The organism is Leifsonia psychrotolerans (assembly GCF_013410665.1).
Classification (GTDB): domain Bacteria; phylum Actinomycetota; class Actinomycetes; order Actinomycetales; family Microbacteriaceae; genus Cryobacterium; species Cryobacterium psychrotolerans_A.
On sequence record NZ_JACCFM010000001.1, the window covers coordinates 1,219,161 to 1,245,154 of the forward strand.

Below are 25,994 nucleotides of genomic sequence, written 5' to 3' on the forward strand. Positions count from 1 at the left end.
CCTACAGGCTTTCTGCGACGAACTCGGTCAGGTCGACAAGACGGTTGGAGTAACCCCACTCGTTGTCGTACCAGGAGGCAACCTTAACCTGGTTGCCGATGACCTTTGTCAGGCCGGCGTCGAAGATCGACGAGTGCGGGTCGCCCACGATGTCACTGGAGACGATGGGGTCCTCGGTGTAGCTGAGGATCCCCTTGAGGGGGCCCTCTGCTGCAGCTTTGTAGGCCGCGTTCACTTCTTCGACGGTGACCGGACGCGAAGCGGTCACGGTGAGGTCGGTGATCGAACCGGTCGGAACTGGAACGCGCAGAGCGTAACCGTCCAGCTTGCCGATCAACTCGGGGATGACCACGCCGAGAGCCTTGGCCGCCCCTGTCGAGGTGGGGATGATGTTTGCGGCGGCAGCACGGGCGCGGCGCAGGTCGCTGTGCGGGCCGTCCTGCAGGTTCTGGTCTGCGGTGTACGCGTGAACCGTCGTCATCAGGCCACGCTCGATGCCGAAGTTATCCATGAACACCTTCGCCAACGGTGCGAGGCAGTTGGTCGTGCAGGATGCGTTCGAGATGACGTCGTGCACTGCCGCATCGTAGGATGCTTCGTTGACGCCGAGCACGATGGTTGCGACGTTGTCGCCCGTCGCGGGGGCAGAAACCAGCACCTTCTTGGCGCCGGCGGCAATGTGCTTGCGCGCAAGCTCGGCCTTGGTGAAGAAGCCAGTGGATTCAATGACGATGTCGACGCCCAGTTCGGCCCACGGCAGGTTGGCCGGGTCGCGCTCAGCCAGAACCTTGATCGGCTTGCCGTTGACGACGATGTGGTCACCGTCGAGTTCAACTGTCGCGTTCAGCCGCCCGGTGATGGTGTCGTACTTGAGCAGGTGTGCAAGAGTCTTCGGGTCGGTGAGGTCATTGACCGCGACGATTTCGAGCTCACTGCCTGTGGCGAGAGCTGCACGGAAGTAGTTACGGCCAATTCGGCCGAACCCGTTGATACCGATCTTTACAGACACGAATAACTCCTGTTACTGAGGGCGCCTACGGCGCGTGGAGGTGATCAGACGGACGCCGGTGTCCCATGGATGGGTCCATGGGACACCATCTGGCTATGACAGTAGCAGCAGGCCCTTGGTCTTCTGGCGTGCCGTTTCGAACCGCTTCTGCACGTTTTCCCAATCAACAATGTTCCAGAAGGCCTTGACGTAGTCGGCACGAACATTGCGGTAGTCCAGGTAGTAGGCATGCTCCCACACGTCAAGCATCAGAACGGGCACAGTTCCGGCGGCGAAGTTGGCCTGCTGGTCAAAGAACTGCTGCACGATGAGGCGCTGCCCGATTGAGTCCCAGGCGAGAACAGCCCAGCCGGATCCCTGCACGCCGAGGGCTGTGGCAGCGAAGTGGGCCTGGAACTTGTCGAAGTCACCGAAGAAGTCGTCAATGGCCGCGGCGAGTTCGCCGGTGGGCTTGTCGCCGCCGTTGGGCGACATATTCGTCCAGAAAATCGAGTGGTTGACATGACCACCCAAGTTGAAGGCGAGGTCTTTCTGCAGCTTGTTGACGTTGGCCAGGTTGCCCGAGTCACGGGCCTCGGCGAGCTGCGCGAGCGCGGTGTTCGCACCGGTCACATACGCCTGGTGGTGCTTTCCGTGGTGCAGCTCCATAATGGCGCCGCTGATGCTCGGCTCCAGGGCCGCATAGTCGTACGGCAAAGCCGGCAGTGTGTATTCGGGCATTCTGTTTCTCCTCTGATGAGTTGCCGGTTGGACGGGCTCGAGAGCGAGCACACACCGGCAGCATGAGCGACTATTTCAGTCTAGTCAGGTCAGAAAGGGGGCACCCGGTGAACCGAGTGCCCCTGGAGAACAGCTCCCTAAACGTCGTCGAGGTCGGGCGGAAGGTTTGCGTCGGTGCCCGGAATGTTCAGGTCGACGGCCTTCTTGTCTGCCATTGCGAGCAGACGGCGGATGCGTCCGGCCACGGCATCCTTGGTCATCGGCGGTTCCGCGTGGTGACCCAGCTCGTCGAGGCTCGAGTCACGGAACTTCAACCGAAGTTCACCGGCGTACCGCAGATGTTTGGGGATGTCGTCGCCAAGAATTTCCATGGCGCGGTCCACGCGAGCGCAGGCCGCAACCGCAGCCTGGGCCGAACGCCGCAGGTTCGCGTCATCGAAGTTGACGAGGCGATTGGCTGTCGCGCGCACTTCGCGACGCTGACGCAATTCCTCCCAGTTGAGAACGGTCTCGGCCGCCCCCATCTGTACGAGCATGGCACCGATGGCATCGCCATCGCGGATGACGACGCGGTGGATACCCCGCACTTCACGGGCCTTCGAGGCAACGCCGAGACGCCCCGCAGCGCCCACGAGTGCCATCGCCGCCTCGTTGCCGGGGCAGGTGATTTCGAGCGCAGCGGAGCGGCCCGGGTCGGTCAGCGTGCCAGCAGCGAGGAACGCACCCCGCCAGACGGCGGCGATCTCTTCGCGCGAACCGGTGGTCAGACGGTTCGGCAGGCCCCGGATGGGGCGACGACGCGCGTCAAGCAATCCTGTCTGGCGGGCGAGTGTCTCGCCGCCTTCCAGAACACGAACCAGGTAGTGATTCGTGCGGCGCAGGCCAGAGGCCGGGATCACTTTTGCTTCACTCCGAACGCCATAGATTTCGGCGAGGTCTTTGCGCACACGCCGAGCGAGCAAGGCGGTGTCGAGCTCCGACTCAATCGCGATCCGTCCGGAGATCAGGTGCAACCCACCGGCGAACCGGAGGATTGTGGCCAGCTCGGCGGCCCGAACCGAGGTCTTCGAAACCTCGACGCGGGTGAGTTCGTCTTTAACGTCGGCGGTGAGTGCCAATCGTATGTTCCATTCTGTTGTTCTGGTCGCCCTCGAGGAGTGGTGACCGAAGTTATTCGCGACCCAGATCGCGATGTTTGATGCTGACGGCAACGCCAGGAAATGTCGAGATCAAGGTGGCAAGCTCCACCGCGAGAGCTACAGAACGATGCTTTCCGCCCGTGCAGCCGATCGAAATGGTTGCGTGCCGTTTGTTCTCCCGCTGATAGCCGGCCAGCACCGGCTCCAAAGACGCAGCGTAGAGATCGATGAACTCACGCGCACCGGTCTGAGCCAATACAAAGTCGCGCACCTGCTCGTCGAGACCGTTATGGGAACGAAGCTCGGGAACCCAAAACGGATTCGGCAGGAAGCGGGCATCGGCGACATGGTCAACATCCGTTGGTAACCCGTACTTGAAACCGAAGCTCATAATTGTAACCTGCACACCGGCAGTGTTTTCGTCAGAGAAGCGTTCGGTGATGGTTGTTGCCAGCTGATGGATGTTCAGATCAGAGGTATCGATGACGCTGTCGCTGGACTCCCGCACCGCCTGCAACCGGGTTCGCTCCGCGCTGATCCCATCGAGCAGGGTGCCATCGCCTTGCAGCGGGTGCGGGCGCCGCACCGATTCGAAGCGGCGAACCAGAATGTCGTCTCGGGCCTCCAGGAAGATGACCCGAACCGTGCCGGTTTTTCTCAACGCGGAGACGATGTCTTGGAAGTCGCTGAAGAATTCCCCACCACGGATGTCGACCACGGCCGCGATCTTCGGCAGATTCGTTCCGGCCCGAGAGACCAATTCGACGAGGGGCCGAAGCATTTGCGGGGGAAGGTTGTCGACGACATACCAGCCCAGGTCTTCCAAGGCGTTTGCGACCGTCGAACGGCCGGCTCCGGACATTCCAGTGACGATCAGCATCTCCTGCTGCTCGTTCTCAGCTGACATTGTCGATAGCGCCTTCGTTCGAGGGGAGTCTGTGCTCTCAGCCTACCGATTGCGCGCCTGTTCAGGCTCGCAAATGCTGGTAAATCGTGGCCGCGAGCACATCGCCCAGTCCGTGAACGTCGCCAATTTGCTCAACCGAGGCCTCGCGTAGACGAGCGACGGAGCCGAAGTGACGCAATAACAGCTTCACTCGCGCCGGCCCCAGGCCCGGAATCTCGCCCAGAATCGACGAGATGTCGCGCTTGCGCCGCGTGCGTTGGTGCGTAATGGCGAAACGGTGTGCTTCGTCACGAATGCGTTGGATCAGAAACAGTGCGTCACTGTTGCGCGGTAAGATCACCGGATAGTCGGAGTCCGGCAGCCAGATCTCTTCGAGTCGCTTGGCGATACCACACAGAACGATGCCGGTGACCCCGGACTCGGCCAGAGCACGCGCCGCCGCCGCGACCTGAGGTTGGCCGCCGTCGACGATGAGCAGGTTCGGCCGGTAGCTGAACTTCTTGCGACGCTTGGCGGCATCGTCATCGACCTGCGCTGCGACTTCCGCCTCTGTTGCCGCCGTCTCGACGCCTCCTTCACCGGCCGCGGAGCCGTCTCGGTTGATCTCGGTGATCCTCATCTGGGCACCGTCACGAGCGACGGCATCCGTCTGAGCGGCGGCGTCCGTCTGAGCGGCGCCCAGCTCACCCTCCTCGGGCTTCAGGTACGCCAGCCTGCGGGTAAGTACGCGGTAGAGAGAGTCGGTGTCGTCGGTGGACTCTGGGATGTTGAAGCGACGGTACTCATCTTTGCGCGGCAAGCCGTCTTCGAAGACGACCATTGAGGCAACGATGTTGGTGCCGCCAAGGTGGGAGACGTCATAGCATTCCATGCGCAGCGGGGCGTCGGGCATCTCCAAGGCCTCTTGGATGTCTTCCAGCGCCTTCGAGCGTGCCACAAAATCGGAGCTGCGGCGCGACTTATAGAGCAGGAGCGATTGCTTCGCGTTCTGAGTGGCCGTCGCCAACAGCGCCGCCTTTTCTCCGCGCTGGGCGGCGACAAGCTTCACCTTGCGCCCCGCCATCTGCGCGAGCCAAGCATCAAGAGCCTCAGCATCATCGGGCAGCTCCGGCACCACGATCTCGCGTGGCGGCGGATTGTCGGCGGAGTACACGGTTTGCATAATCGAGTCGATCAGTTCGCCGGTCGACACATCGAGTTCTTTGTCTACCATCCACCCGCGCACTCCACGGATGCGCCCGCCGCGCACGATGAACTGCTGCACGGCAGCCGCCAATTCGTCCTGCTCGATGCCGAACAGGTCGATGTCAACCGAGTCACGCAGCACCACGGCGCTCTTCTCGAGCACGGCTTCGAGCGCCATCGCCTGATCCCGCCGCTTCGCGGCGAGTTCATAGTTCTGCTCGGCTGCCGCCACTTTCATTTCAGCGGTGAGCGTGTTGATCAGTTTGCGGTCCTGGCTGCCCATGAAGCTGACGAACTCGTTGACGACGGCCCGGTGCTCGTCGAACGTGACCTTCTGCGAGCACGGACCGAAGCACCGCCCGATCTGGCTCGCAAAACATGGTTTGCCGCTCGTCATCGCTCGCTTGTAGTTGGCTGGGTTACAGGTGCGAATCGGAAACGCTTTGAGCATCAGGTCAATCGTTTCATATACGGCCCAGACCTTCGGGTAAGGTCCGAAATAGCGAGCGCCCTTCATGCCAGTGGTGCGCGTCACGAGCACGCGCGGTGCCTCCTCGGCCAGGGTCACCGCCAGGTAGGGGTAGGACTTGTCGTCCTTGAACTGCACGTTGAACGGCGGGTCGAACTCGTTGATCCAGGTCCACTCGAGCTGCAATGCCTCGACCTCGGTGCCGACGACGGTCCATTCGACGCTGCGCGCCGTGGTCACCATGCGGCGTGTGCGCTCGTGCAGGCTGGTCAGCGGTGCGAAGTAGTTACTCAACCGCGCACGCAGGTTCTTGGCCTTGCCGACGTAGAGCACCCGACCGGTGTCGTCGCGGAACCGATACACCCCGGGGTCGGTGGGGATCTCCCCCGTCTTCGGACGGTAGCTCAGCGCATCTGCCATTACGTCACGGAATGGTCAGCGGCCAGCACTTCCTTGAGGAATGTGCCCGTGTGGCTCTTCTTGACCGTGGCGATATGTTCCGGCGTACCCGTGGCGAGCACGCGCCCTCCCCCGGAGCCGCCCTCGGGTCCCAGGTCGATCACCCAGTCCGCCGACTTGATCACATCGAGGTTGTGCTCGATCACAATCACCGTGTTGCCCTTGTCGACGAGGCTGTTCAGCACGAGGAGGAGCTTACGCACGTCTTCGAAGTGCAGACCCGTTGTGGGTTCGTCGAGCACATAGACGCTGCGTCCGTTCGAACGACGCTGCAGTTCAGTCGCGAGCTTCACCCGCTGCGCTTCGCCGCCCGACAGCGTCGTTGCGCTCTGCCCCAGGCGCACGTAGCCCAGACCCACCTCAACCAACGTTTTCAGGTAGCGGTGAATCGCCGAGATCGGCTCGAAGAACTCGGCCGCCTCGCTGATGGGCATATCGAGAACCTCGGCGATGTTCTTGCCCTTGTAGTGGATGGTCAGGGTGTCGCGGTTGTACCGAGCGCCCTGGCAGACCTCACAGGCCACATAGACATCCGGCAAGAAGTTCATCTCGATCTTCAACGTGCCATCACCCGAGCAGGCCTCACAGCGCCCACCCTTGACGTTGAAGCTGAACCGGCCCGGCAGGTAGCCCCGTGCCTTGGCCTCAATGGTTTCCGAGAACAGGTTGCGGATACGGTCGAAGACACCCGTGTAGGTAGCCGGGTTTGAGCGCGGGGTACGCCCGATGGGTGCCTGATCGACATGAATGACTTTGTCGAGATGGTCGAGGCCGGTCACCCGGGTGTGCTTGCCGGGAAGTTTGCGTGCACCGTTCAAACGGTTTGCGAGCACCCGGTAGAGGATGTCATTCACGAGTGAGGACTTACCAGATCCGCTCACGCCGGTGACGGCCGTGAAGGTGCCGAGCGGGAAGCTCACGTTGACCTTCTTGAGGTTGTTCGCTGCGGCGCCCGTGACCACGATCTCGCGCTCGGGGTCGAGCGGCCTGCGTGTCGTGGGCGTCGCGATCGACTTGCGCCCGGCAAGATAGTCGCTCGTGAGCGACTGTGTATTCAACAGGAGGTCGTCGTAGGACCCTGAGTGCACGACGTGTCCGCCGTTCACGCCGGCGCCGGGTCCGATGTCGACTATCCAGTCGGCCGTGCGAATGGTGTCTTCGTCGTGCTCGACGACGATGAGCGTGTTACCGAGATCGCGCAACGCCACCAGGGTCTCAATCAGTCGGCGATTGTCGCGCTGGTGCAGACCGATGCTCGGCTCGTCGAGCACATAGAGAACGCCGGTGAGCCCGGAACCGATCTGAGTGGCCAGACGGATGCGCTGCGCTTCGCCACCCGACAGTGTCGCGGCGGCGCGTGCCAAGTTCAAGTAGTTGAGGCCGACCCGCACCAGGAAGTCGAGGCGCACCTTGATCTCACGGAGCACCTGTGCGGCAATGGCCTGTTCCCGCTCGGTGAGTTCGAGCGTGTCCATGAACGCACGGGCATCGGTGAGACTCAGCTCACAGACATCCGCGATGCTTGACGCGTGGATCTTGACCGCGAGCACCTCGGGCTTCAGCCGGGTTCCGTCACAGACCGGGCAGTTGACCTCGCGGAGATACTCGGCCCAACGCTGGCGCTGGGTGTCGGTCTCGGCCTGCAGGTACTGCCGTTCGATGTATGGAACAACACCCTCAAAGCCTGAGGTGTAACTCATCTCACGGCCATAGCGGTTTTTCCACTTGACCTTCACCTCGAAGTTGTCGCCACGCAGAACAGCGTTCTGCACGTCGCTGGGCAGCTTCTTCCAGGGAGTGTCGAGTGAGAATTTCAGGTCGCGGGCAAGTCCGTCGAGCAGCTTCTCGTAGTACTGAAACAGCCCCTTGCCCTGAGTCGTCCAAGGCAGCACGACGCCCTCGGCAATGCTGAGGGTCGGGTCGCCGAGCAGCAGATCTTGGTCAACCGACATGCGAGTACCGAGTCCCGAGCACTCGGGGCAGGCGCCGAACGGTGCGTTGAACGAGAACGTGCGCGGCTCGATTTCGGTGAGCTGTACCGGGTGGTTGTTCGGACAGGACAGCTTCTCGGAGTAGCTCTGCCAGGCCTCGTCGCCGTCGCGGTCGACGTAGTTGATCTGAACGACACCGTCGGTGAGTTTGAGTGCGGTCTCGAGCGAGTCGGTGAGGCGGCTGAGAAGCTCGGGAGCGGCCACGAGCCGGTCAACGATGACCGAGATGTCGTGTTTCTGCTGCTTCTTCAGCGTGGGCGGCTCGCTCAGCTGGATCTGTTCGCCGTCGACGACGGCGCGAGAGTATCCTCCAGCGGCAAGTTCGCTGAACAGATCGACGAACTCGCCTTTCTTCTGCGACACGACAGGGCTCAGAATTTGGTATCGAGTCCCGGCTTCGAGCTCCATCATCTGGTCGGCGATCTGCTGAACGGTCTGCGACTGGATGATCTCTCCGCAGACAGCACAGTGCGGAACACCGATGCGCGCCCACAACAGACGCATGTAGTCGTAAATCTCGGTGATCGTGCCGACCGTCGATCGGGGGTTACGGTTGGTCGACTTCTGATCAATTGAGACCGCTGGGCTCAGGCCCTCGATGAAGTCGACGTCGGGACGATCGACCTGGCCGAGGAACTGCCGAGCATAGGCCGACAGAGATTCGACGTAGCGTCGCTGCCCCTCGGCAAAAATCGTATCGAATGCCAACGACGACTTTCCCGAGCCGGACAGGCCCGTGAAGACGACAAGAGAGTCACGCGGGATCTCCAAATCGACATTATGGAGATTGTGCACACGTGCGCCGCGGACACTGAGCTTTGAGCCGGCTACTTTGGAAATAGACACCCGTTGATTCTATGCAGTCCAGCCTTGGAAACAGCCTGACCGGCATCCGCTCTGAGCGAACATATGTTCGACATTCACTGATTGGAGCGATGTGCGTCGCTCGTGCGGCTGCTTAGCCGAGATGTCCAGCCTTTTCCATCTGGCGCAGCTCGCGTTTCAGTTCCGCAACCTCATCGCGCAGGCGACCCGCGAGTTCAAACTTGAGTTCGCCGGCGGCCTGAAGCATCTGCCCGTTGAGGTCTGCGATGATCGACTCGAGATCGTTGGCCCCGTTTGCCGCGAGGCCAACCCGGCGCAGATTCGGAGTCGGAGATTTGCTTCCCTTGCCGCCTCGCTTGTCGCGCCCGGCCAAAAGTGCCGCGGTATCGGCCTCTTCACGTGCCAGGATGTCGGTGATGTCGGCGATGCGCTTGCGGAGCGGCGTCGGATCGATGCCGTGCAGCGTGTTGTAGGCGACCTGCTTCTCGCGCCGGCGGTTGGTCTCTTCAATTGCCTGTGCCATCGACGGCGTAATACGGTCAGCGTACATGTGGACCTGGCCTGACACATTGCGGGCGGCGCGCCCAATGGTCTGAATGAGTGACGTCGACGAGCGCAGGAAGCCCTCTTTGTCGGCGTCGAGAATGGCGACGAGCGAGACCTCGGGCAGGTCAAGGCCTTCTCGCAGCAGGTTGATGCCCACCAGCACGTCGTAGATACCGGCCCGCAGCTCGGAGAGCAGCTCGACGCGACGCAGCGTATCAACGTCGGAGTGCAAATAGCGCACCCGCACTCCGGCCTCGGTGAAGTAGTCGGTGAGCTCTTCGGCCATCTTCTTGGTGAGCGTGGTGACGAGCACTCGTTCGTCTCGCTCGGCCCTAGCTCGAATTTCTTCGAGAAGATCGTCGATCTGGCCCTCGCTGGGCTTGATGATCACCTCAGGGTCAATGAGACCGGTCGGCCGAATGATCTGTTCGACGATGCCGTCGGCGATTCCCATTTCGTATTTGCCCGGTGTGGCCGACAGATACACCGTCTGGCCGACACGGTTCTTGAACTCACCGAATTTGAGCGGCCTGTTGTCAAGGGCGCTCGGCAGCCGAAAGCCGTGATCGACGAGGGTGCGCTTGCGGGAGGAGTCGCCCTCATACATGGCGCCGATCTGCGGCACCGTGACGTGCGACTCATCGATCACGACGAGGAAGTCATCGGGAAAATAGTCGAGTAGACAGTGCGGCGCCTCGCCGGGCTTGCGGGCGTCGATGTGCCGCGAATAGTTTTCGATACCCGAGCAGAAGCCGATCTGCTCCATCATCTCGAGGTCGAACATGGTGCGCATCCGCAGCCGCTGAGCCTCCAGCAGTTTGCCTTCGCGCTCCAGCTGTTCGAGCCGCTCGGTAAGCTCTTCTGTGATGGTGCCAATCGCGCGCCGCATGACATCGTCGCTCGCCACGTAGTGCGAACCGGGAAAGACCGATACCGCGTCGAGCTTCTTGACGATGTCGCCGGTGAGCGGGTGCAGGCTGTAGAGCGCCTCGATCTCGTCGCCGAACATCTCGATGCGAATCGCGAGCTCTTCGTACATCGGGATGATCTCGATCGTGTCGCCACGCACCCGAAAGTTGCCCCGGGAGAAGTCGACGTCGTTGCGCTGATATTGCATCGAGACGAATTTGCGAACCAGCCAGTCCCGGTTGACCTTTTGGCCCACCTGCAACGCAATCATCGCTTCGAGGTACCCCTCTGGAGTGCCGAGCCCATAGATGCAGGACACTGTCGAAACCACGATCACGTCACGACGACTGAGCAGCGAATTGGTGGTGGAGTGGCGGAGGCGCTCGACCTCTTGGTTGATCGAGGAGTCTTTCTCGATGAACGTGTCGGTCTGCGGCACGTACGCCTCGGGCTGGTAGTAGTCGTAATACGACACAAAGTACTCGACAGCGTTGTTCGGCATCAGTTCACGGAACTCAGTGGCCAGCTGCGCCGCGAGCGTCTTGTTGTGGGCGAGTACGAGCGTGGGACGCTGTACCTGCTCGATCAGCCAGGCCGTCGTCGCCGATTTACCCGTTCCCGTGGCGCCCAGCAGCACGACGTCGGTCTCGCCCGCGGTGATACGGGCGGCGAGGTCGGCGATAGCTCCGGGCTGGTCACCGCTCGGGGTGTACTCGCTGATGACTTCGAAGGGGTGAACGGAGCGCGTGGGTTCCATGACTCCAGTTTAGGGAGCACCACCGACAGTTGACTGAGCGGACGCCGCGCTCACACGCTCGAACAGTGCATCGACCTGTGAGAGGGTGTGCTGGAGTGTGCCGTCGGTGTCAATCACGACGTCGGCGATCGCGAGCCGATCGGCATCGCTGGCCTGTGCGGCGATGCGGCCCGCGGCATCCGCTTCGCTCATGCCGCGCAGTTCGACCATTCGAGCGATACGGGTTTCTACTGGGGCATGGGCCACGACGACGACGTCGAATGGATGCCCGACCGCGGCTTCGACGAGCAAGGGCACGTCGTAGACGACGATAGCCTCCGGATCGGCGGCGTCGGCAGCCTCGAGGAGTGCGTCGGAAAGCACACGCACGGCCGGGTGCACGATGTCATTGAGTTGAGCGCGCGCGGCGCCATCCGCGAAGACGAGTGCGCCAAGCGCCGCCCGGTTCAGGCTGCCATCGGAGTTCAACATTCCTGCGCCGAACGTCTCGCGAATGCTTTGCAGGCCCGGCGTGCCCGGTGCGACGACGATGCGGGCGAGCTGGTCGGCGTCGATATGCGTGACTCCATGCTCGACGAGACGCCGTGCCACCGTGCTCTTGCCCGCTGCGATCCCGCCGGTGAGTCCAATCACATACACAGTGAAACTCTAGCCGGGGTTAACGCACAAGGCCGGCCCCCGAAGGGACCGGCCTCATGCGCTGCAATTCAGAAGAACTGCGGAGTGTTACTAGTTGCCGCCCGAAAGCTTCTCGCGCAGTGCAGCCAGGGCCTCGTCGTCGGCCAGGGTGCCGGCGCCGGCAGCCTCGCTCGAGAAGGAGGAGCCAGCAGCCGATGCGACATCGCCGACAGCGATGACCTCGTCGTTTGCCGAAGCAACCTGCTTCTTGTGAGCTTCCCAGCGAGCCTGGGCTGCAGCGTAGTCCTGCTCCCACTTCTCACGCTGGGTCTCGAAGCCTTCGCGCCACTCGTTGGTCTCCGGGTCGAAGCCTTCAGGGTACTTGTAGTTGCCCTGGTCGTCGTACTCGGTGAGCATGCCGTAGAGGGCCGGGTCGAACTCGGTGCCCTCGGGGTCGACACCCTCGTTGGCCTGCTTGAGGCTCAGCGAGATGCGGCGACGCTCGAGGTCGATGTCGATGACCTTGACGAAGACCTCGTCGCCAACCGAAACAACCTGCTCGGCCAGTTCGACGTGCTTGCCGCTCAGCTCGGAGATGTGAACCAGGCCCTCGATGCCCTCGGCAACGCGAACGAACGCACCGAACGGAACGAGCTTGGTGACCTTACCCGGTGCAACCTGGCCAATGGCGTGGGTGCGGGCGAAGACCTGCCACGGGTCTTCCTGCGTTGCCTTGAGCGAGAGCGACACGCGCTCGCGGTCCAGGTCAACCTCGAGGATCTCGACGGTGACTTCCTGACCAACCTCAACGACCTCGCTGGCGTGCTCGATGTGCTTCCAGCTGAGTTCGGAGACGTGAACCAGACCGTCAACGCCACCCAGGTCGACGAACGCACCGAAGTTGACGATCGACGAGACGACGCCCTTACGGACCTGTCCCTTCTGGAGGTTGTTGAGGAAGGTGGTACGGCTCTCAGACTGGGTCTGCTCGAGCAGCGCACGACGCGACAGAACAACGTTGTTGCGGTTCTTGTCGAGTTCGAGGATCTTCGCTTCGATTTCCTGGCCCAGGTACGGGGTCAGGTCGCGAACGCGACGCAGCTCGATGAGCGATGCGGGAAGGAAGCCACGGAGACCGATGTCCACGATGAGGCCACCCTTGACAACCTCGATGACCGAGCCGGTGACAACACCGTCTTCATCCTTGATCTTCTCAACGTCGCCCCAGGCACGCTCGTACTGAGCACGCTTCTTCGACAGGATGAGGCGGCCTTCTTTGTCTTCTTTCTGAAGAACGAGGGCCTCGACCAGGTCGCCGACCTTGACAACCTCGGAAGGGTCAACGTCGTGCTTGATGGAAAGTTCGCGGGAGGGAATGACACCCTCGGTCTTGTAACCCACGTCGAGGAGAACCTCGTCGCGGTCGATCTTCACGACGGTTCCCTCAATGAGGTCTCCATCGTTGAAGAATTTCAGCGTCTTTTCGACCGCGGCAAGAAAGTCTTCAGCAGATCCGATGTCGTTGATGGCGACCTGCTTGGGTGCCCTGTCGGTCGTTGCGATTGTCATATAGTAGTTGCTCCAGTATGGACATATATCGGGCCAGACGCAGTCTGAAGATCAGGGTTTGAGATTCAGAATTCTCCGCGCGAGGCAGTGAGAGTCGTCACGAACGTGACGTTCAATCTTAGCTACTGACTGGCGTATTCGGCAAGTTTCGGGTATGCACGATGTCGACCAGCGCCGGTTCCAGATCGGGGTGGGCGAAGATGTAGCCGTCACGCAGGACCCGGTCGGGAAGAACCCAGCGGCTTTTCAGCACCAACTCGGTTTCAGTGCGGATCGCCACCGAGCCGATTTCGAGCATCCAGCGTGGCATCGGAAGCCCGAATGACGCACCCACCGCCCGACGAAGTGACGCCATCATCGTGCGATTGTCGCTCGGATTGGGGGACGCGGCATTGATGACGCCGTCGAGCCGCTCATTCTGCTGAGGTGCCGGATGATGCCGAGCACGTCATCGAAGTGTATCCAGCTGAACTTCTGTCGACCGCCTCCCCCGCGGCGTTCGTGGAACGTGCCGGCACGTCGCCCGGCGGCAGTTCCGAACCAGGCCCCGTCGAGTTGGGGCCCACCAAGACCGAACTGGGCGAGCCGAATCAGCGGCACGAGGGCGCTGCCGTCGCCGAGCACGATGGCCATCCGCAGCGCGACCCTGCGCGTCTTCGACAGCTCGACCTCGAAGAATGCGTCTTCCCACGCCGTGGCGATACCGACCGAGAAGCCGGTTCCGATCTCTCCTTCGGTCTCGGTCATCGGCCGATCCTCGGAGTGACGGTAGATCGTGGCCGTCGACGAATTCACCCAGAGGCGCGGGGGCACGGTGCACGCCTGAATCGCATCGGCAAGCTCGCGGGTCGTCTCGACCCGCGAACGCAGGATCTCTACCCGGTTCGCCGTCGTGTACCGACAATTCACGCTCTTCCCGGCGAGGTTGACCAGCAGGTCGGCCCCCTCAAGCAACGTGGCGATTCCGGCCGTGTCGCCCCAACCCGCGTCGGGGCCCTGCCGACCGATCAGAGAGACCTCGGCGCCCTCCGCGCGATAGGCCCGGGCGAGGTAACCGCCGATGAAAGACAGTCTCGGCGGCAGATTCAGCCACCGGCGCCCAATCCGTACGCCGACCCCGGTCGACGTGAGATGCAATGCACCCTGTGAAACGGATGCCCGCAGGCTCGCACGCAGGCGGCGCCCGGAGCCGAGATAGTCGACGAGCCCTCCGGATTTCGGCGATGTCGCCTCCGCCGTGATGGCGTCGACCATGGTGCGGTCGCCGTCGGGGAAGTGAAACGTGCGCTCCGCCAGCACGGCAGACGCGTCCGGACGGTTCACCACCGTGAACGGCACGTTCTCATGCCAGCCCGGGAAGATGACGTCCGGTCGCCCGAGCAGCGTCAGCAACGGCCACAGCCAGCGCCGGGGAGTTCCGACCCGTTCGAAGACACCGGTTACGAAGCCGTGCCGGCCCGCCGGGATCGCGCCGAAATAGCGGCGCAATCGCGGATGCAACGTGTCGGGGAGCCCGCCCCACGCTGTCTCGTACGGCGAAAGAACTGGACTCCCCGACACGCGTGCGAGCTACTTCAGCAGTGTCGAGCGCAGGGTGTCGAGGCCGACACCGCCGAGGTCGAGGGCCCGTTTGTGGAAGTCCTTGATCGAGAAGGATGCGCCTTCGCGCTCGTGGCAGGCGTCGCGCAGCTGCTCCCAGATGCGCTGGCCGACCTTGTATGACGGGGCTTGGCCCGGCCAGCCGAGGTAGCGGTTCACCTCGAACTTCACGAAGCCGTCGTTCATGTTCACGTTCTGGCCCAGGAACTCGAAGGCGTACTCGCCCGTCCACGGGCCGGAGCCGTCGGGCAGCTGCTTCTCGAGGTGAACACCGATGTCGAGAACGACGCGGGCAGCGCGCATCCGCTGTCCGTCGAGCATGCCGAGTCGGTCGGCCGGGTCGTCAAGGTAGCCCAGCTGTTCCATCAGACGCTCGGCGTAGAGCGCCCAGCCTTCCGCGTGGCCGGAGGTACCGGCCAGCTGGCGGCGCCAGGTGTTGAGTGTTGCCCGGTTGTAGACGGCCTGACCGATCTGCAAGTGGTGGCCCGGAACACCCTCATGGTAAACGGTCGTGAGTTCACGCCAGGTGTCGAACTCGGTGACGCCCTGCGGCACAGACCACCACATGCGACCCGCGCGGGAGAAATCGTCGGTGGGGCCGGTGTAGTAGATGCCGCCCTCTTGCGTGGGCGCGATCATGCACTCGAGACGCTTGATTTCGTCGGGAATGTCGAACTGGCTGGCCGAGAGCTCGGCGACGGCGCGGTCGCTGGTCTCTTGCATCCATTTCTGAAGGGCTTCGGTGCCGTACAGCTTGCGGGACGGGTCGGCATCGAGCAGCTCGATCGCCTCGAGCACAGTAGCACCCGGCTTGATCTGATGAGCGATGCTCTCTTGCTCTTCGACCATGCGGGCGAGCTCTTCGATGCCCCACTCGTAGGTCTCGTCGAGGTCGATTGTCGCACCGAGGAACTGGCGCGAGGCGAGGGCGTAGTGCTCGCGGCCGACGGCGTCTTTCGCGGTGGCGACCGGCTCGAGCTCGTCGCTCAAGAACCCGGCGAGTTTTGCATACGCCTCAGCCGAACCGCGGGCGCCGGCCTGCAGGTCGGTGGCAAGTGAATCGGGAATGGTGCCGGACTCCGGACGCGCACCCTCCGTGAACCCGGTGAAGAAGCCGTCACGGGCCGCAATGCGCTTGGCCTGCTCGACCACCTCGCGCACCTGACGCTTGGCAGGGGTGACGCCGCGTTCGATGCCGAGCCGCAAGGTTTCGATGTAGCCGTCGATGGCCGCGGGAACGGCGCCGAGGCGCGAAGAGATCGTCTCCCAGTCGTCGATCGTGCCCGTCGGCATGAGATCGAACGCATCGCGGATGCCTTGGGGCGGCGACGCGATGACGTTCAGATCGCGCAGCTGCAGGTTCGCCGCGGCGCTTTCGAGTTCGAGCGCAAGAGAACTGCGCAGGTCGGTCTGCGTCACCACATCGACGTCGTCGACGGGTACCGCCGCGTCGAGTCGCGCGATCGTCCTGCTGATTTCTGCAACCGAACGTTCGTGGCCGGCCGGCGAGTAGTCGGCAAGCCGGCCGTTGACCTCGGTGCGCCCGATGTAAGTGCCGATGGTCGGGTCGAGGTCGACAAGAGTGTCGACCCAGTCTTCCGCAATCTGATCGATCGGAGTCGGGGTGCGCGCAGCTTCATTCGTCATGCCTTCAGCCTAGAACAGGCCGACGACACCCCGGCGATCGATTCGGGCGAATCAGTGCCCGGCCGAGTCCCAGTTGTCTCCACGGCCGACCTGCACATCGAGCGGAACGAGCAGTTCGGCCGCCGTCTGCATCCGATGCGTGACGATATCTTTCACCACGTCCCACTCTCCGGGTGCCACCTCGAAGATCAATTCGTCATGCACCTGAAGCAGCATGGTCGACGCAAGGTCGCGTGCCTTCAGGTCGACGGCGATCGAGTTCATGGCCAGCTTCATGATGTCGGCCGCGGAACCCTGGATGGGTGCGTTGAGCGCGGCACGTTCGGCGTTGTCGCGCAGCACGCGGTTCGGGCTGTGCAACTCGGGGAACGGTCGGCGACGGCCGAAGATCGTCTCGGTGTAGCCGTCGACCTTGGCCTGCTCGACCACGTGACGCAGATAATCGCGCACGGCACCGAAACGCTCGAAGTAATCGGTCATCAGCTTCTTGGCTTCTTTGGTCTCGATGCGCAGCTGCTTCGACAGGCCGAAGGCGCTCAGCCCGTAGGCGAGGCCGTAGGACATGGCCTTCACCTTCGAGCGCATCTCGCCGGAGACGTCTTCGGGAGCGACACCGAAAATGCGCGCGCCCACGAACCGGTGCAGGTCTTCACCGGCGTTGAATGCTTCGATCAAACCGGCGTCTTCTGACAGATGCGCCATGATGCGCATTTCGATTTGCGAGTAGTCGGCGGTGAGCAGACTCTCACTGCCCTCGCCGGCATGGAACGCCGCGCGGATACGCCGACCCTCAGGCGTGCGCACCGGAATGTTCTGCAGGTTCGGGTCATTCGACGAGATGCGGCCCGTTGCCGTGCCGATCTGCACGTAGTTGGTGTGGATGCGACCCGTCTCGTCGATGGCCTTGTCGAGGGTCTCGACGATCTGGCGCAGCTTTGTGGCGTCACGGTGTTGCAAAAGCAGACCCAGGAACGGATGCGGGTTGCTGGCCTGGAGATCGGCGAGAGCACCGGCATCCGTTGAGAAGCCCGTCTTGTTCGCCCGGGTCTTGGGCATGCCGAGCTGGTCGAAGAGCACCTCTTGCAACTGCTTGGGCGAGCCGAGGTTCACCTCACGGCCGATCTCGCCGTAAGCGGTGGCGGCCAGGGTCGCCGCGGTGTCGGCCAGTTGGGCCGAGAGCTCGGCGAGTTCTGGATGCGACACGGCCACACCGGCGAGCTCCATGTCGACCAGGGTGAGCAGCGTCGGCATCTCGATCTCGGTGTTCACTCGGCGGGAGCCGGTGTCGAGGGCATCAAGAATCGCGGGGGCCACGCGCAGCGCATACCAGGCCTGCACGGGAACGCCGGCCGAGTCGTCAGGCATGAGCTGGTTGGGATCGTGCGTGGGCAGCGTCTCGTCGAGGTAGCGGGTGACGAGGTCGGCGAGGGTCTTGTCGGGCCCGCCCGGGCGCAGCAGCCAGCCGGCAACGAGCGTATCGGTGGCGAGTCCGTCGAAGGCCAAGCCGCTGCGCACGAGCGCCTTGAGCTGCGGTTTGGCATCGTGCAGAATTTTGGGCAGCGGGCTTGCCAGCCACTCTTCGAGCGGCAGGTAGTCGCTGCGCCCGGCCTGCCACGGCAGGTTGACCGTCTCGGTCAGACTCGCGAGGCCGAAGCCGATCACACGGCCCTCCTGCACCTCGACTGTGACGCCGAGGCCGTGCGGGGTTGCGGCTACAGCGCGCGCGATCCACGCTCGAAGTTCTTCGTCGAGAAGATCCTGTGCTCGGGGTGCAACGGGAACGGCCTTCTCGACGACCGCCGCGACGGCGGCGGCCGTGGCCGGGCCGCCACCACCCTCGAGCTTGAGCACGCGGTCGAGCAGGCTCTTGAACTCGAGCCGTTCGAACATGTCGCGGACGGCCTGCTCGTCGATCGGTTTGCGCTCAAGATCGGTCACGCCGACCGGCAGGTCGAGGTCGGTGAGCAGGCGGTTGAGACGCCGGTTACGGATGGCGTTCTCTTTCTGCTCCCGCAGATTGTTTCCGACGACGCCCGTGATTTCGTCGGCGTGCTCGAGAATTCCGTCGAGGCTGCCGTAGAGGCCGAGCCACTTGACGGCGGTCTTCTCCCCCACCTTCGAGATACCGATCAGGTTGTCGCTGGTCTCGCCGACGAGCGCGGCGACATCGGGATACTGATGCGGATCGATTCCGTAACGTTCGCGCACGGCATCCGGATCATAACGTTTGAGAGCCGAGACGCCCTGGCTAGCCGGATAAAGCAGGGTGACCTCGTCGTTGACGAGCTGAATGGCATCACGGTCGCCCGAGACGACCAGAACGTTGTAGCCGGCCTCAGAGCCACGCACCGAGAGCGTGGCGAGGATGTCGTCGGCCTCGTAGTCCTCTTTCGTAATGGTTGTGATGTTCATTGCGGCCAATGCGTCTTGCAGCAACGGAATCTGGCCGATGAACTCCGACGGCGTCTCGCCACGCGTGCCCTTGTACTCGGGATACTCACGAGTGCGGAACGAGAAGCGGGAGATATCGAAGGCGACGGCGATGTGGGTGGGTTTCTCGTTGCGCAGCAAACTGAGAAGCATCGACAGAAACCCGTGGATGGCATTGGTATGTTGCCCATCGCGGGTTTGGAAGCTGTCGACGGGCAGGGCGTAGAACGCCCTGAAGGCCAGCGAGTGGCCGTCGATGATCATAAGGGTAGGCTTTTCGGAGTCCGACACAGACCCAGCCTACAAGCGTCATCCGACACTGCCGGGCAAGCCAGCGAAGGTGACCATGACCGATCAGACCGCAGCCGCCGCCCGCATGCTCGAGACCTTCGGCATCGGAGCGCTGGCCGAAAAGATGGGGCTGGAGTTTCTCGAGTTCTCGATTCAGCGTTCCGTGGCACGGATGCCCGTCGACGGCAACACACAGCCGGCCGGGTTGCTGCACGGCGGCGCATTTGTTGTGCTCGGCGAATCGCTCGGTTCGATGGCAGCCACTCTGTTCGCCGGCGCAGGCAAACTCGCCGTTGGCATCGAGATCAATGCCACGCACTCGCGTTCGGCGACACAGGGTTTCGTCACGGGCGTCTGCACCCCGATTCACCTGGGTCGCACGCTGACGACTCACGAGATCGCAATCACCGACGATCAGGATCGTCGCTGCTGCACGATTCGCATGACGAACATCATTCGGGACATGCCCCAGCAGAAGTAGTCACTGGGCCCAGCCGGGTGGACGCGTGAGACGACGTGGTCGTGAGACGACGAAAGCCCGACCTGGCTTGGGTTCTCGTGGTCGGGCTTTCGGTGAGAGATTTGCGCGAACGGCTATTTCTTGGCGGAGAGCTGTTCGATGATCGCCTGCGAGACGTCGTGCATGGTCAGACGGCGGTCCATCGAGGCCTTCTGAATCCAGCGGAACGCTTCGGGCTCGGTCAGGCCCATCTTCTCGTTGAGCAGGCCCTTGGCGCGATCGACGAGCTTGCGAGTCTCGAAGCGCTCGACCAGGTCGGCGACTTCGGCCTCGAGGGTGATGATCTGGCTGTAACGCGACAGCGCGATCTCGATGGCGGGCAACAGGTCGTTCGGCGTGAACGGCTTCACCACGTAGGCGAGGGCACCGGCTTCACTGGCGCGCTCGACGAGCTCTTTCTGGCTGAAGGCGGTGAGTAGCACGACGGGAGCGATGTGCTCCTTAGAGAGGCGCTCAGCGGCCGAGATGCCATCCAGTAACGGCATCTTGACGTCCATGATCACGAGGTCCGGACGAAGCTCACGCGCCAGGGCCACCGCGGTCTCACCGTCACCGGCCTCGCCGACAACGTCAAAGCCGTTATCGCGGAGAATCTCGACGATATCGAGGCGGATGAGGGACTCATCTTCGGCCACAACGACGCGGCGAGGAGGAGTGGGGGTTACGTCTTGGTCAGTCACAGGTAAAAGCCTACGGTATTCTTGTCGAGGTGTTGTGAGCCGGTGTGGCGGAATGGCAGACGCGGAGCACTCAAAATGCTTTGTTCGAAAGGACGTGTGGGTTCAAGTCCCACCACCGGCACCAAACATGAAGGCCTGACTCCCCAATGATTCATTGGAGAGTCAGGCCTTTTCTTGATCTGACGGGATGATGGATTTCGTGGGCACCCGGACGACTGCTGTCGTCTCGACAGTAAATCCTGACAGTGTGCCCAGCGCCCCGAGTGGATGCGCTGCACATCCGTTCATCTCACGCGACGCGCCCGCTCGACGCCGAGAGCACCAACATCTGCAGAGTCGCGACAGCGCACGACGGCATCACCGACGGCGTGCGCGGCCGCCACCTAGACGCGGTCGAGAGCGTGTGGCAGCGCGCTACGCCACTCCAGCGGAGCCTCGGCTGCGGGTGCAGCCGGCAGAACCCCTCGGCCGTCCGGTTCGGGGATCGCCGACAGCAAAGCCCGCGTGTACGGGTGCATCGGGTCACTCCAGATGCGCTCTGAGACACCCGACTCCACAATCCGACCGCGGTACATCACAACGGTGCGGTCGGCGATCAGGCGCACGATCGCAAGGTCATGCGAGATGAACAGCAGGCCGGCCCCGGCGTCGAGCGCCAGACGGCGCATCATGTCGGCCACGGATGCCTGGCTCGAGGCATCCAGGGCCGAAATGGGCTCATCGGCAACGAGCACGTCGGGCCGCGCTGCCAACGCTCGGGCAATGGCGACACGTTGACGTTGACCGCCCGACAGCTCGTACGGGTACCGACCGACCATCGAGGTCGGCAGGCCGACTCGTTCCAGCCACTCCTCGGGAACCGAACCGGCTTCGCCGCGGACGAGCGCCGTTGTGATGCCTTCGCTAATCTGTTGGCCGACCTTGACCCGGGGGTTCAGCGACGAGTTCGGGTCTTGAAACACCATCTGAATCGAGGTGAACCGCTTCTCGCGGCGTCGAACACCGAGCAGCGGCACCGTGGTGCCCCGATACCTCACACTGCCCGAGCGCGGCTTCTCCATGCCGACGACGGCCCGAGCCAGGCTGGACTTTCCGCAGCCACTCTCTCCCACCAGGGCGAGCACCTCGCCGGGCTCGATGGAGAGCGACACCTCATCGACAGCGCGCACCACCTGTGCCCCGTGGTATTCGACGACAAGGTCGCTGACCTGCAGCAATGCGCTCATCGGGAGTTCTCCTTCGTGACGGTCCGCTGCGCGCCCGGCAAGGAATCGAGCAGTTCGCGCGTGTAGGCATGCTGCGGGTCGGTGAAGATCTGCTCGCGGGAGCCTGATTCCACAATCGCACCGTTCCGCATCACCGCGACATCGTCGGCAATCGCGCTCATCACGCCGAGGTCGTGGGTGACGAGCAGCACGGCCAGGTCACGTTCGACGGCCAGATCCTTCACGAGGTGCAGGATGCCGGCTTGCACAGTCACGTCAAGTGCCGTGGTGGGCTCGTCGGCGAGCAGAACGACCGGGTCACAGGCCAGAGCGATGGCGATCGCGATGCGCTGTCGCTGGCCGCCGGAGAACTGGTGTGGATACCGCCCCAGCGCCTCGTGGGGGCTGGGTACCCGCACCCGGGTCAGTAACTCGATCGCGCGCGCCCGGGCATCCGTCTTGTTCAGCTTGAGGTGGCGGCGCACATGATCGGTCAGCTGCGACCCGACAGTGATTTGCGGGTGCAGGCTTGAGGACGGGTCCTGGAAGATCATCGCGATGCGACGTCCGCGAATCGTGTTCAACGCGCGGTTCTTCATGCCGACGAGCTCAGTGCCGTCGAGCTCAATCGAGCCGCCGACCTGAGCGTTCGCGGGCAGCAGGCCGAGAATCGCGAGCGACGAAACCGTCTTGCCGGAGCCGGACTCACCGGCCAGCCCCTGAATGCGTCCGGGAACCAGATCAAAACTGATTCCGGTCACGATGCGCTTGGGGCTCTTCTTCGCACCGATTGCAATCGTCAGATCACGCACCGTCACAACGGGTCTCGGCGTCACGGATGCGGCAGTTGTGGTCATCGTCATGGTTAGGCTCCCGTCCGGCTCAACTGGGACGTCGGGTCGAAAATGTCACGCAGGGAGTCCCCCAAGAAGTTGAACGCCATCACGACCGTCAGAATCGCCAGTCCCGGGAAAACGCCGATCCACCAGCTGTCGAAATTGGCCATGGCGGCCGAGATCATCGAGCCCCATTCCGGCGTCGGCGGCTGCGCACCGAGGCCGAGGAACGACAGCCCCGAGAGCAACAGAATCGCCGTACCGATGTCGAGGCTGGCGAGCACGAGGATCGGACCGACGACGTTCGGGGCGATATCGACCCGCAGCGTCTTGCCGGGCGAGAAGCCCAGCAGCCGACCGGCCATCACATAGTTCTGCGTGCGCAAGCCGAGCACGATGCTGCGCGTCATCCGGGCGTATTGCGGCCACGACACGACGAAGGCCGCGATGACGGCGTTGAACAGCGACGGGCCGAGAGCGGCAGCGACAACCATGGCGAGGATGACCGTGGGGAACGCCATGACCAGGTCGGTCAGGCGCATCAGCACCTCGTCGACCCAGGTGCCGAAGTAGCCGGCAATGGCACCAATCAGCGTGCCCACGAGCATCGACATCACGACGAGCAGAAGTGCGAGCGGAATGGTAACGCTGGCCCCGGTCATCAGGCGGGAGAAGATGTCGCGGCCCAGGGCATCCGTGCCCATCAGTGTGTCGACGCCGGGTGCCTGCAGGCGTGGAAGTTTCTGAGACAACGGGTCGAACGGAACGAAGAGTGGCGCGGTGAACGCGACAACCACCCAGAATGCTGCGACGACGAAGCCGATCACGCCGAGCGGCGTCACCCAGGCCTTCGGCACGCGGATCAGCCGGCGCTTCATGCGAGTCTCACTCTCGGGTCGAGAACACCGTAGAGAAGGTCGACGGCGAAGTTGATGCTCAGGTAGATGAAGCCGACGACGAGGCCGACACCCATCACTCCGGGCAGGTCCAGGCTGGTGGCCGAGTTGTAGGCATAACTACCGAGGCCCGGCCAGGCGAAGACGGCCTCGACCAGGACGGTGCCGGACAGTAGCGAGCCGAAGGCCAGACCGACGATGGTGAGGATCGGCAGTGACGCCCCGCGCAGCACGTAGCCGAAGAGCATCCGTGGGCCGCCGAGGCCCTTGGCCCGCCCGGCCCTGACGTAATCGGCGTCGAGCACCTCCAACACGGAGGTGCGCACGAACCGAGTCAGCAGCCCGATGGTGAAGAGTGAGAGCACGAATACCGGCAGCATCAGGTGGGCCAGGGCGTCCATGAAGGTCACCCATTGGCCGGCCAGAAGCGCGTCGACGGTGTAGAGACCCGTCACGGTCGGAGGCGGACTGAGAATCGGGGAAAGTCGGCCGGAGCCGGGGGCGATTCGCAGTTGCAGGAAGAAGAAGTTGAAGCTGACCAGCGCCATCCAGAACGTCGGAATGCTCAAGCCGATGAGGGACAGCACGCGCACGAGCTGGTCGCTGATCCGGCCGCGGCGGTAAGCGGCGATCGAACCGAGCGTCACGCCCAGGGCGAGGCTCACGATGATGGCTCCGATGGCCACTTCGACCGTGGCAGGAATTGCCTTCTGCAGGTCGGTCGCAACGGGCTGGCTGGTACGCAGGGAGACGCCCATGTTGCCCTGGAACAGGTTGCCGAGATAGGTCAGGTATTGCATCGGCAAGGGCTGATCGAGGCCGTGTTTGGCGATGTACGCGGCCACGGTGGCGGGGTTGCTTGCGGCACCCTCACCGAGTGCGGCCACGATCGGGTTGCCCGGAACGAGATTCGCGAGAGTGAACGTCACGAGTGTGACGCCGAACAGGAGCAAGACTGACATTCCGAGGCGACGAAGCACGTACCCGGCCAGGACAGACCTGGCCGGGGACGTGCGGGTCGCGCGGGTGGTTTTTCCCACGCTGGATTCCTTAATGGTTGGTGCTACTTGTTGTGCAGTTCGGCGATGTCCATCGTCCACGTCGAGTTGTACGAGACACCCGAAATGTATTTGGCCGTCGCGATGTTCGAGCCCGGTACGATGAGCGGAACGAACGGTCCCTGTTCCTGCAGGCCCTGCGCGAAGGCGCTGAACGCACCGGCACGCTGGTCCATGCTCGTCGCGTTCTCAGCGGATGCGGCAAGCTCGACGATGGCCGGGTTCTGCTCTGCGGTCCAGCCGGCGCGAAGGCCAACCTTGGCGCCCGCGGCGAACGGCAGGAAGTTCGCCGAGTCGGCGTAGTCAGGGCCCCAGAACCAGATACTGAAGGCTTCACGGCCGTTGACGTACTCGTCGATTTGGGTGGTGAACGGCGCCGGAGCGAGCTCAACCGTGATTCCGGCCTCGGCAAGCTGTGACTGAACGCGCTCGGCGAGCGGGGTGAAGCTCACGCCGCCGACCGGGTAATCGTTCGGGTACTCGAGGGTGACGGTCTCACCGGCGTAGCCGGACGCCGCGAGGGCCTTCTTCGAGGCGGCCAGGTCCTGCGTGACGCCATCGGTGAGCGCGCCGAGGAACGACGGCGGGATGACGCCGGTCGCCTGCTCGGAGCCGGCACCGGCGAGTTCGAGCAGGGCGTCGTAGTCGAGTGCGTAGCGCACGGCGGAGGCGAACTCGGGCTTCGACGTGACCGGGCTGACGGCCGGATTCTGGTTGAGCAGCAGGAAGATCGTCTGGGCCGACGGAGTCGACGTGACGGAGATGTTCGAGCCGAGCGCCGCAACCTGGTCGCCGCTCAGGTCGATGGCGACCTGCGAATCTCCACCCTCGAGGTTCATCTTCTGGGTGGCACTCTCGGAAACACTGCGGATGACCACGCGGGTAAAGTCGGGCGTTTCTGCGCCGTTGTACTTCGGGTTCTCGGTCAACACGACCTGCGACTCGAAGTCAATCGAGTCGATGATGTACGGGCCCGAACCAGCGGACGTGCCGTTGAGGAACTTCTCTGCGGCGTCGGAGTTGTCAGTGGTTCCACCGTTTTCGATGACGACCGCGGAGTTGACGATGGCCAGCGACGGGTTGGTCATGAGCGCCGGCAGTTTCAGCGACGGTGTCTTCGTTGTCAGCACGACGGTGGAATCGTCGACCTTCGTGACCTCGATGCCTTCCATCAGGAAGTTGGCCTTGCTTTCGGTCATGCCCTTCACGCGGTTGAGCGAGAAGACGACGTCGTCAGCGGTGATCGGGGTGCCGTCCGAGAACACCCGGTCGGTGTCGAGCGTGAAGGTGAACTCGGTGGCGTCATCGTTCGCGGTGTAGCTGGCGAGTCCGGCAACGGGGGTGCTTTCGTCGGAGCCGGCGAAGTCGAGGAGAGTTTCGTAGACGGCCTTCGACACCATGTAGCCGGTGGGGACGTAGTTGCGGCCCGGGTCGCCGGTTTCAAGGGTGAAGGCGGTGTCGATGACGACGCTGGTGGGGGCGGCAGCATTGCCGTCGCGGGGCGCTGACGCTGCACAGCCGGTCAGGGCCAACGCCACAGTCAGGCCGAGGGCCGTGGTGGCGTAGCGGGTGTTCTTGCGCAAGGGGGAACTCCTTCTCGTGAACTGGGGATTGTGGTCAAGCAGCATCGCTCGCGAAAAAGCCACGCTTGGCGGCTGCCCAACCTGACCGTCCGATCATTCTGCCTCTGGACGGCTTTGCTTGAGATTTGCACAGTTGCCGCTAGTCT

The 25,994-nt window shown here is 63.1% G+C and carries 18 protein-coding genes, 1 tRNA gene and 2 pseudogenes; 2 read left to right on the forward strand and 19 right to left on the reverse strand.

All coding sequences use genetic code 11. From position 1 onward, the window contains the following. Window position 1 precedes the first annotated feature (1 nt). The 13 genes and pseudogenes from gap to polA all read right to left on the reverse strand — a co-directional run bounded on the left by gap (window position 2) and on the right by polA (window position 19,043). Complete coding sequence (gene gap / locus HNR05_RS05725) at window positions 2-1,009, reverse strand: type I glyceraldehyde-3-phosphate dehydrogenase (protein ID WP_179578149.1); 1,008 nt, start codon at window positions 1,007-1,009, stop codon at window positions 2-4. 93 nt (window positions 1,010-1,102) lie between these two features. Continuing rightward, a complete protein-coding gene (locus tag HNR05_RS05730; RefSeq protein ID WP_179578150.1) occupies window positions 1,103-1,729 on the reverse strand; it encodes a superoxide dismutase in 627 nt (208 codons plus the stop codon). Between the two features lie 137 nt (window positions 1,730-1,866). Then, window positions 1,867-2,847 (reverse strand): DNA-binding protein WhiA, encoded by a 981-nt coding sequence (whiA, locus tag HNR05_RS05735; protein WP_179578151.1) that lies wholly within the window; start codon window positions 2,845-2,847, stop codon window positions 1,867-1,869. A 52-nt stretch (window positions 2,848-2,899) separates the two neighbouring features. Beyond that, the gene (gene rapZ / locus HNR05_RS05740; RefSeq protein WP_179578152.1) at window positions 2,900-3,775 is read right to left on the reverse strand and encodes an RNase adapter RapZ; all 876 of its coding nucleotides are present in this window, start codon (window positions 3,773-3,775) and stop codon (window positions 2,900-2,902) included. 61 nt (window positions 3,776-3,836) lie between these two features. Then, entirely contained in the window at window positions 3,837-5,849 is a 2,013-nt protein-coding gene (gene uvrC / locus HNR05_RS05745) for an excinuclease ABC subunit UvrC (protein WP_179578153.1), read from the reverse strand. Beyond that, window positions 5,849-8,725, reverse strand: a complete 2,877-nt coding sequence (uvrA, locus tag HNR05_RS05750; RefSeq protein ID WP_179578154.1) for an excinuclease ABC subunit UvrA — start codon at window positions 8,723-8,725, stop codon at window positions 5,849-5,851. Before uvrA ends, uvrC begins: the two co-directional genes overlap by 1 nt. A 112-nt stretch (window positions 8,726-8,837) precedes the next feature. Next, window positions 8,838-10,916: an excinuclease ABC subunit UvrB gene (gene uvrB / locus HNR05_RS05755; protein ID WP_179578155.1), complete on the reverse strand. Its 2,079-nt coding sequence runs from the start codon at window positions 10,914-10,916 to the stop codon at window positions 8,838-8,840. Window positions 10,917-10,925: 9 nt separating this feature from the next. Further along, window positions 10,926-11,555, reverse strand: coding sequence for a dephospho-CoA kinase (gene coaE / locus HNR05_RS05760; protein WP_179578156.1), 630 nt, complete (start codon window positions 11,553-11,555; stop codon window positions 10,926-10,928). A 90-nt stretch (window positions 11,556-11,645) separates the two neighbouring features. Further along, the gene (gene rpsA / locus HNR05_RS05765) at window positions 11,646-13,103 is read right to left on the reverse strand and encodes a 30S ribosomal protein S1 (protein ID WP_179578157.1); all 1,458 of its coding nucleotides are present in this window, start codon (window positions 13,101-13,103) and stop codon (window positions 11,646-11,648) included. Between the two features lie 118 nt (window positions 13,104-13,221). Further along, window positions 13,222-14,207, reverse strand: a pseudogene (locus tag HNR05_RS18045) (epimerase). Beyond that, a pseudogene (locus HNR05_RS18050) lies at window positions 14,181-14,663 on the reverse strand (DUF4166 domain-containing protein); the annotation flags it as partial. The pseudogenes HNR05_RS18045 and HNR05_RS18050, both read right to left, overlap by 27 nt. A gap of 9 nt (window positions 14,664-14,672) precedes the next feature. Then, window positions 14,673-16,349, reverse strand: coding sequence for a DUF885 domain-containing protein (locus tag HNR05_RS05780; protein ID WP_179578158.1), 1,677 nt, complete (start codon window positions 16,347-16,349; stop codon window positions 14,673-14,675). Window positions 16,350-16,400: 51 nt separating this feature from the next. Next, window positions 16,401-19,043 carry a DNA polymerase I gene (gene polA, locus HNR05_RS05785; protein ID WP_218868819.1) on the reverse strand — a complete coding sequence of 881 codons (2,643 nt, stop codon included), beginning with the start codon at window positions 19,041-19,043 and terminating at the stop codon, window positions 16,401-16,403. Between the two features lie 82 nt (window positions 19,044-19,125). On the opposite strand from polA, the gene HNR05_RS05790 reads away from it, so the two are divergent. Then, on the forward strand, window positions 19,126-19,551 hold the full coding sequence (locus HNR05_RS05790; protein ID WP_179578160.1) for a hotdog fold thioesterase: 426 nt from the start codon (window positions 19,126-19,128) through the stop codon (window positions 19,549-19,551). A gap of 113 nt (window positions 19,552-19,664) precedes the next feature. On the opposite strand, the gene HNR05_RS05795 is transcribed toward HNR05_RS05790, so the two are convergent. Further along, window positions 19,665-20,270: a response regulator gene (locus tag HNR05_RS05795; protein WP_179578161.1), complete on the reverse strand. Its 606-nt coding sequence runs from the start codon at window positions 20,268-20,270 to the stop codon at window positions 19,665-19,667. Window positions 20,271-20,308: 38 nt separating this feature from the next. Here HNR05_RS05795 and HNR05_RS05800 point away from each other — a divergent pair. Continuing rightward, window positions 20,309-20,394 (forward strand) — tRNA-Leu (locus HNR05_RS05800). 259 nt (window positions 20,395-20,653) lie between these two features. On the opposite strand, the gene HNR05_RS05805 is transcribed toward HNR05_RS05800, so the two are convergent. Genes HNR05_RS05805 through HNR05_RS05825 form a run of 5 tightly spaced genes read right to left on the reverse strand, consistent with a single transcriptional unit; the run spans window position 20,654 to window position 25,848 of the window. Next, the gene (locus tag HNR05_RS05805) at window positions 20,654-21,496 is read right to left on the reverse strand and encodes an ABC transporter ATP-binding protein (RefSeq protein ID WP_179578162.1); all 843 of its coding nucleotides are present in this window, start codon (window positions 21,494-21,496) and stop codon (window positions 20,654-20,656) included. Then, window positions 21,493-22,338, reverse strand: a complete 846-nt coding sequence (locus tag HNR05_RS05810; RefSeq protein WP_246318356.1) for an ABC transporter ATP-binding protein — start codon at window positions 22,336-22,338, stop codon at window positions 21,493-21,495. The genes HNR05_RS05805 and HNR05_RS05810 overlap by 4 nt, the downstream gene beginning before the upstream one ends. Window positions 22,339-22,340: 2 nt before the next feature. Continuing rightward, window positions 22,341-23,189, reverse strand: a complete 849-nt coding sequence (locus HNR05_RS05815; RefSeq protein WP_179578163.1) for an ABC transporter permease — start codon at window positions 23,187-23,189, stop codon at window positions 22,341-22,343. Continuing rightward, entirely contained in the window at window positions 23,186-24,247 is a 1,062-nt protein-coding gene (locus tag HNR05_RS05820; protein ID WP_179578164.1) for an ABC transporter permease subunit, read from the reverse strand. The genes HNR05_RS05815 and HNR05_RS05820 overlap by 4 nt, the downstream gene beginning before the upstream one ends. A gap of 23 nt (window positions 24,248-24,270) precedes the next feature. After that, entirely contained in the window at window positions 24,271-25,848 is a 1,578-nt protein-coding gene (locus HNR05_RS05825) for an ABC transporter substrate-binding protein (RefSeq protein ID WP_246318357.1), read from the reverse strand. Between the last annotated feature and the right edge of the window lie 146 nt (window positions 25,849-25,994).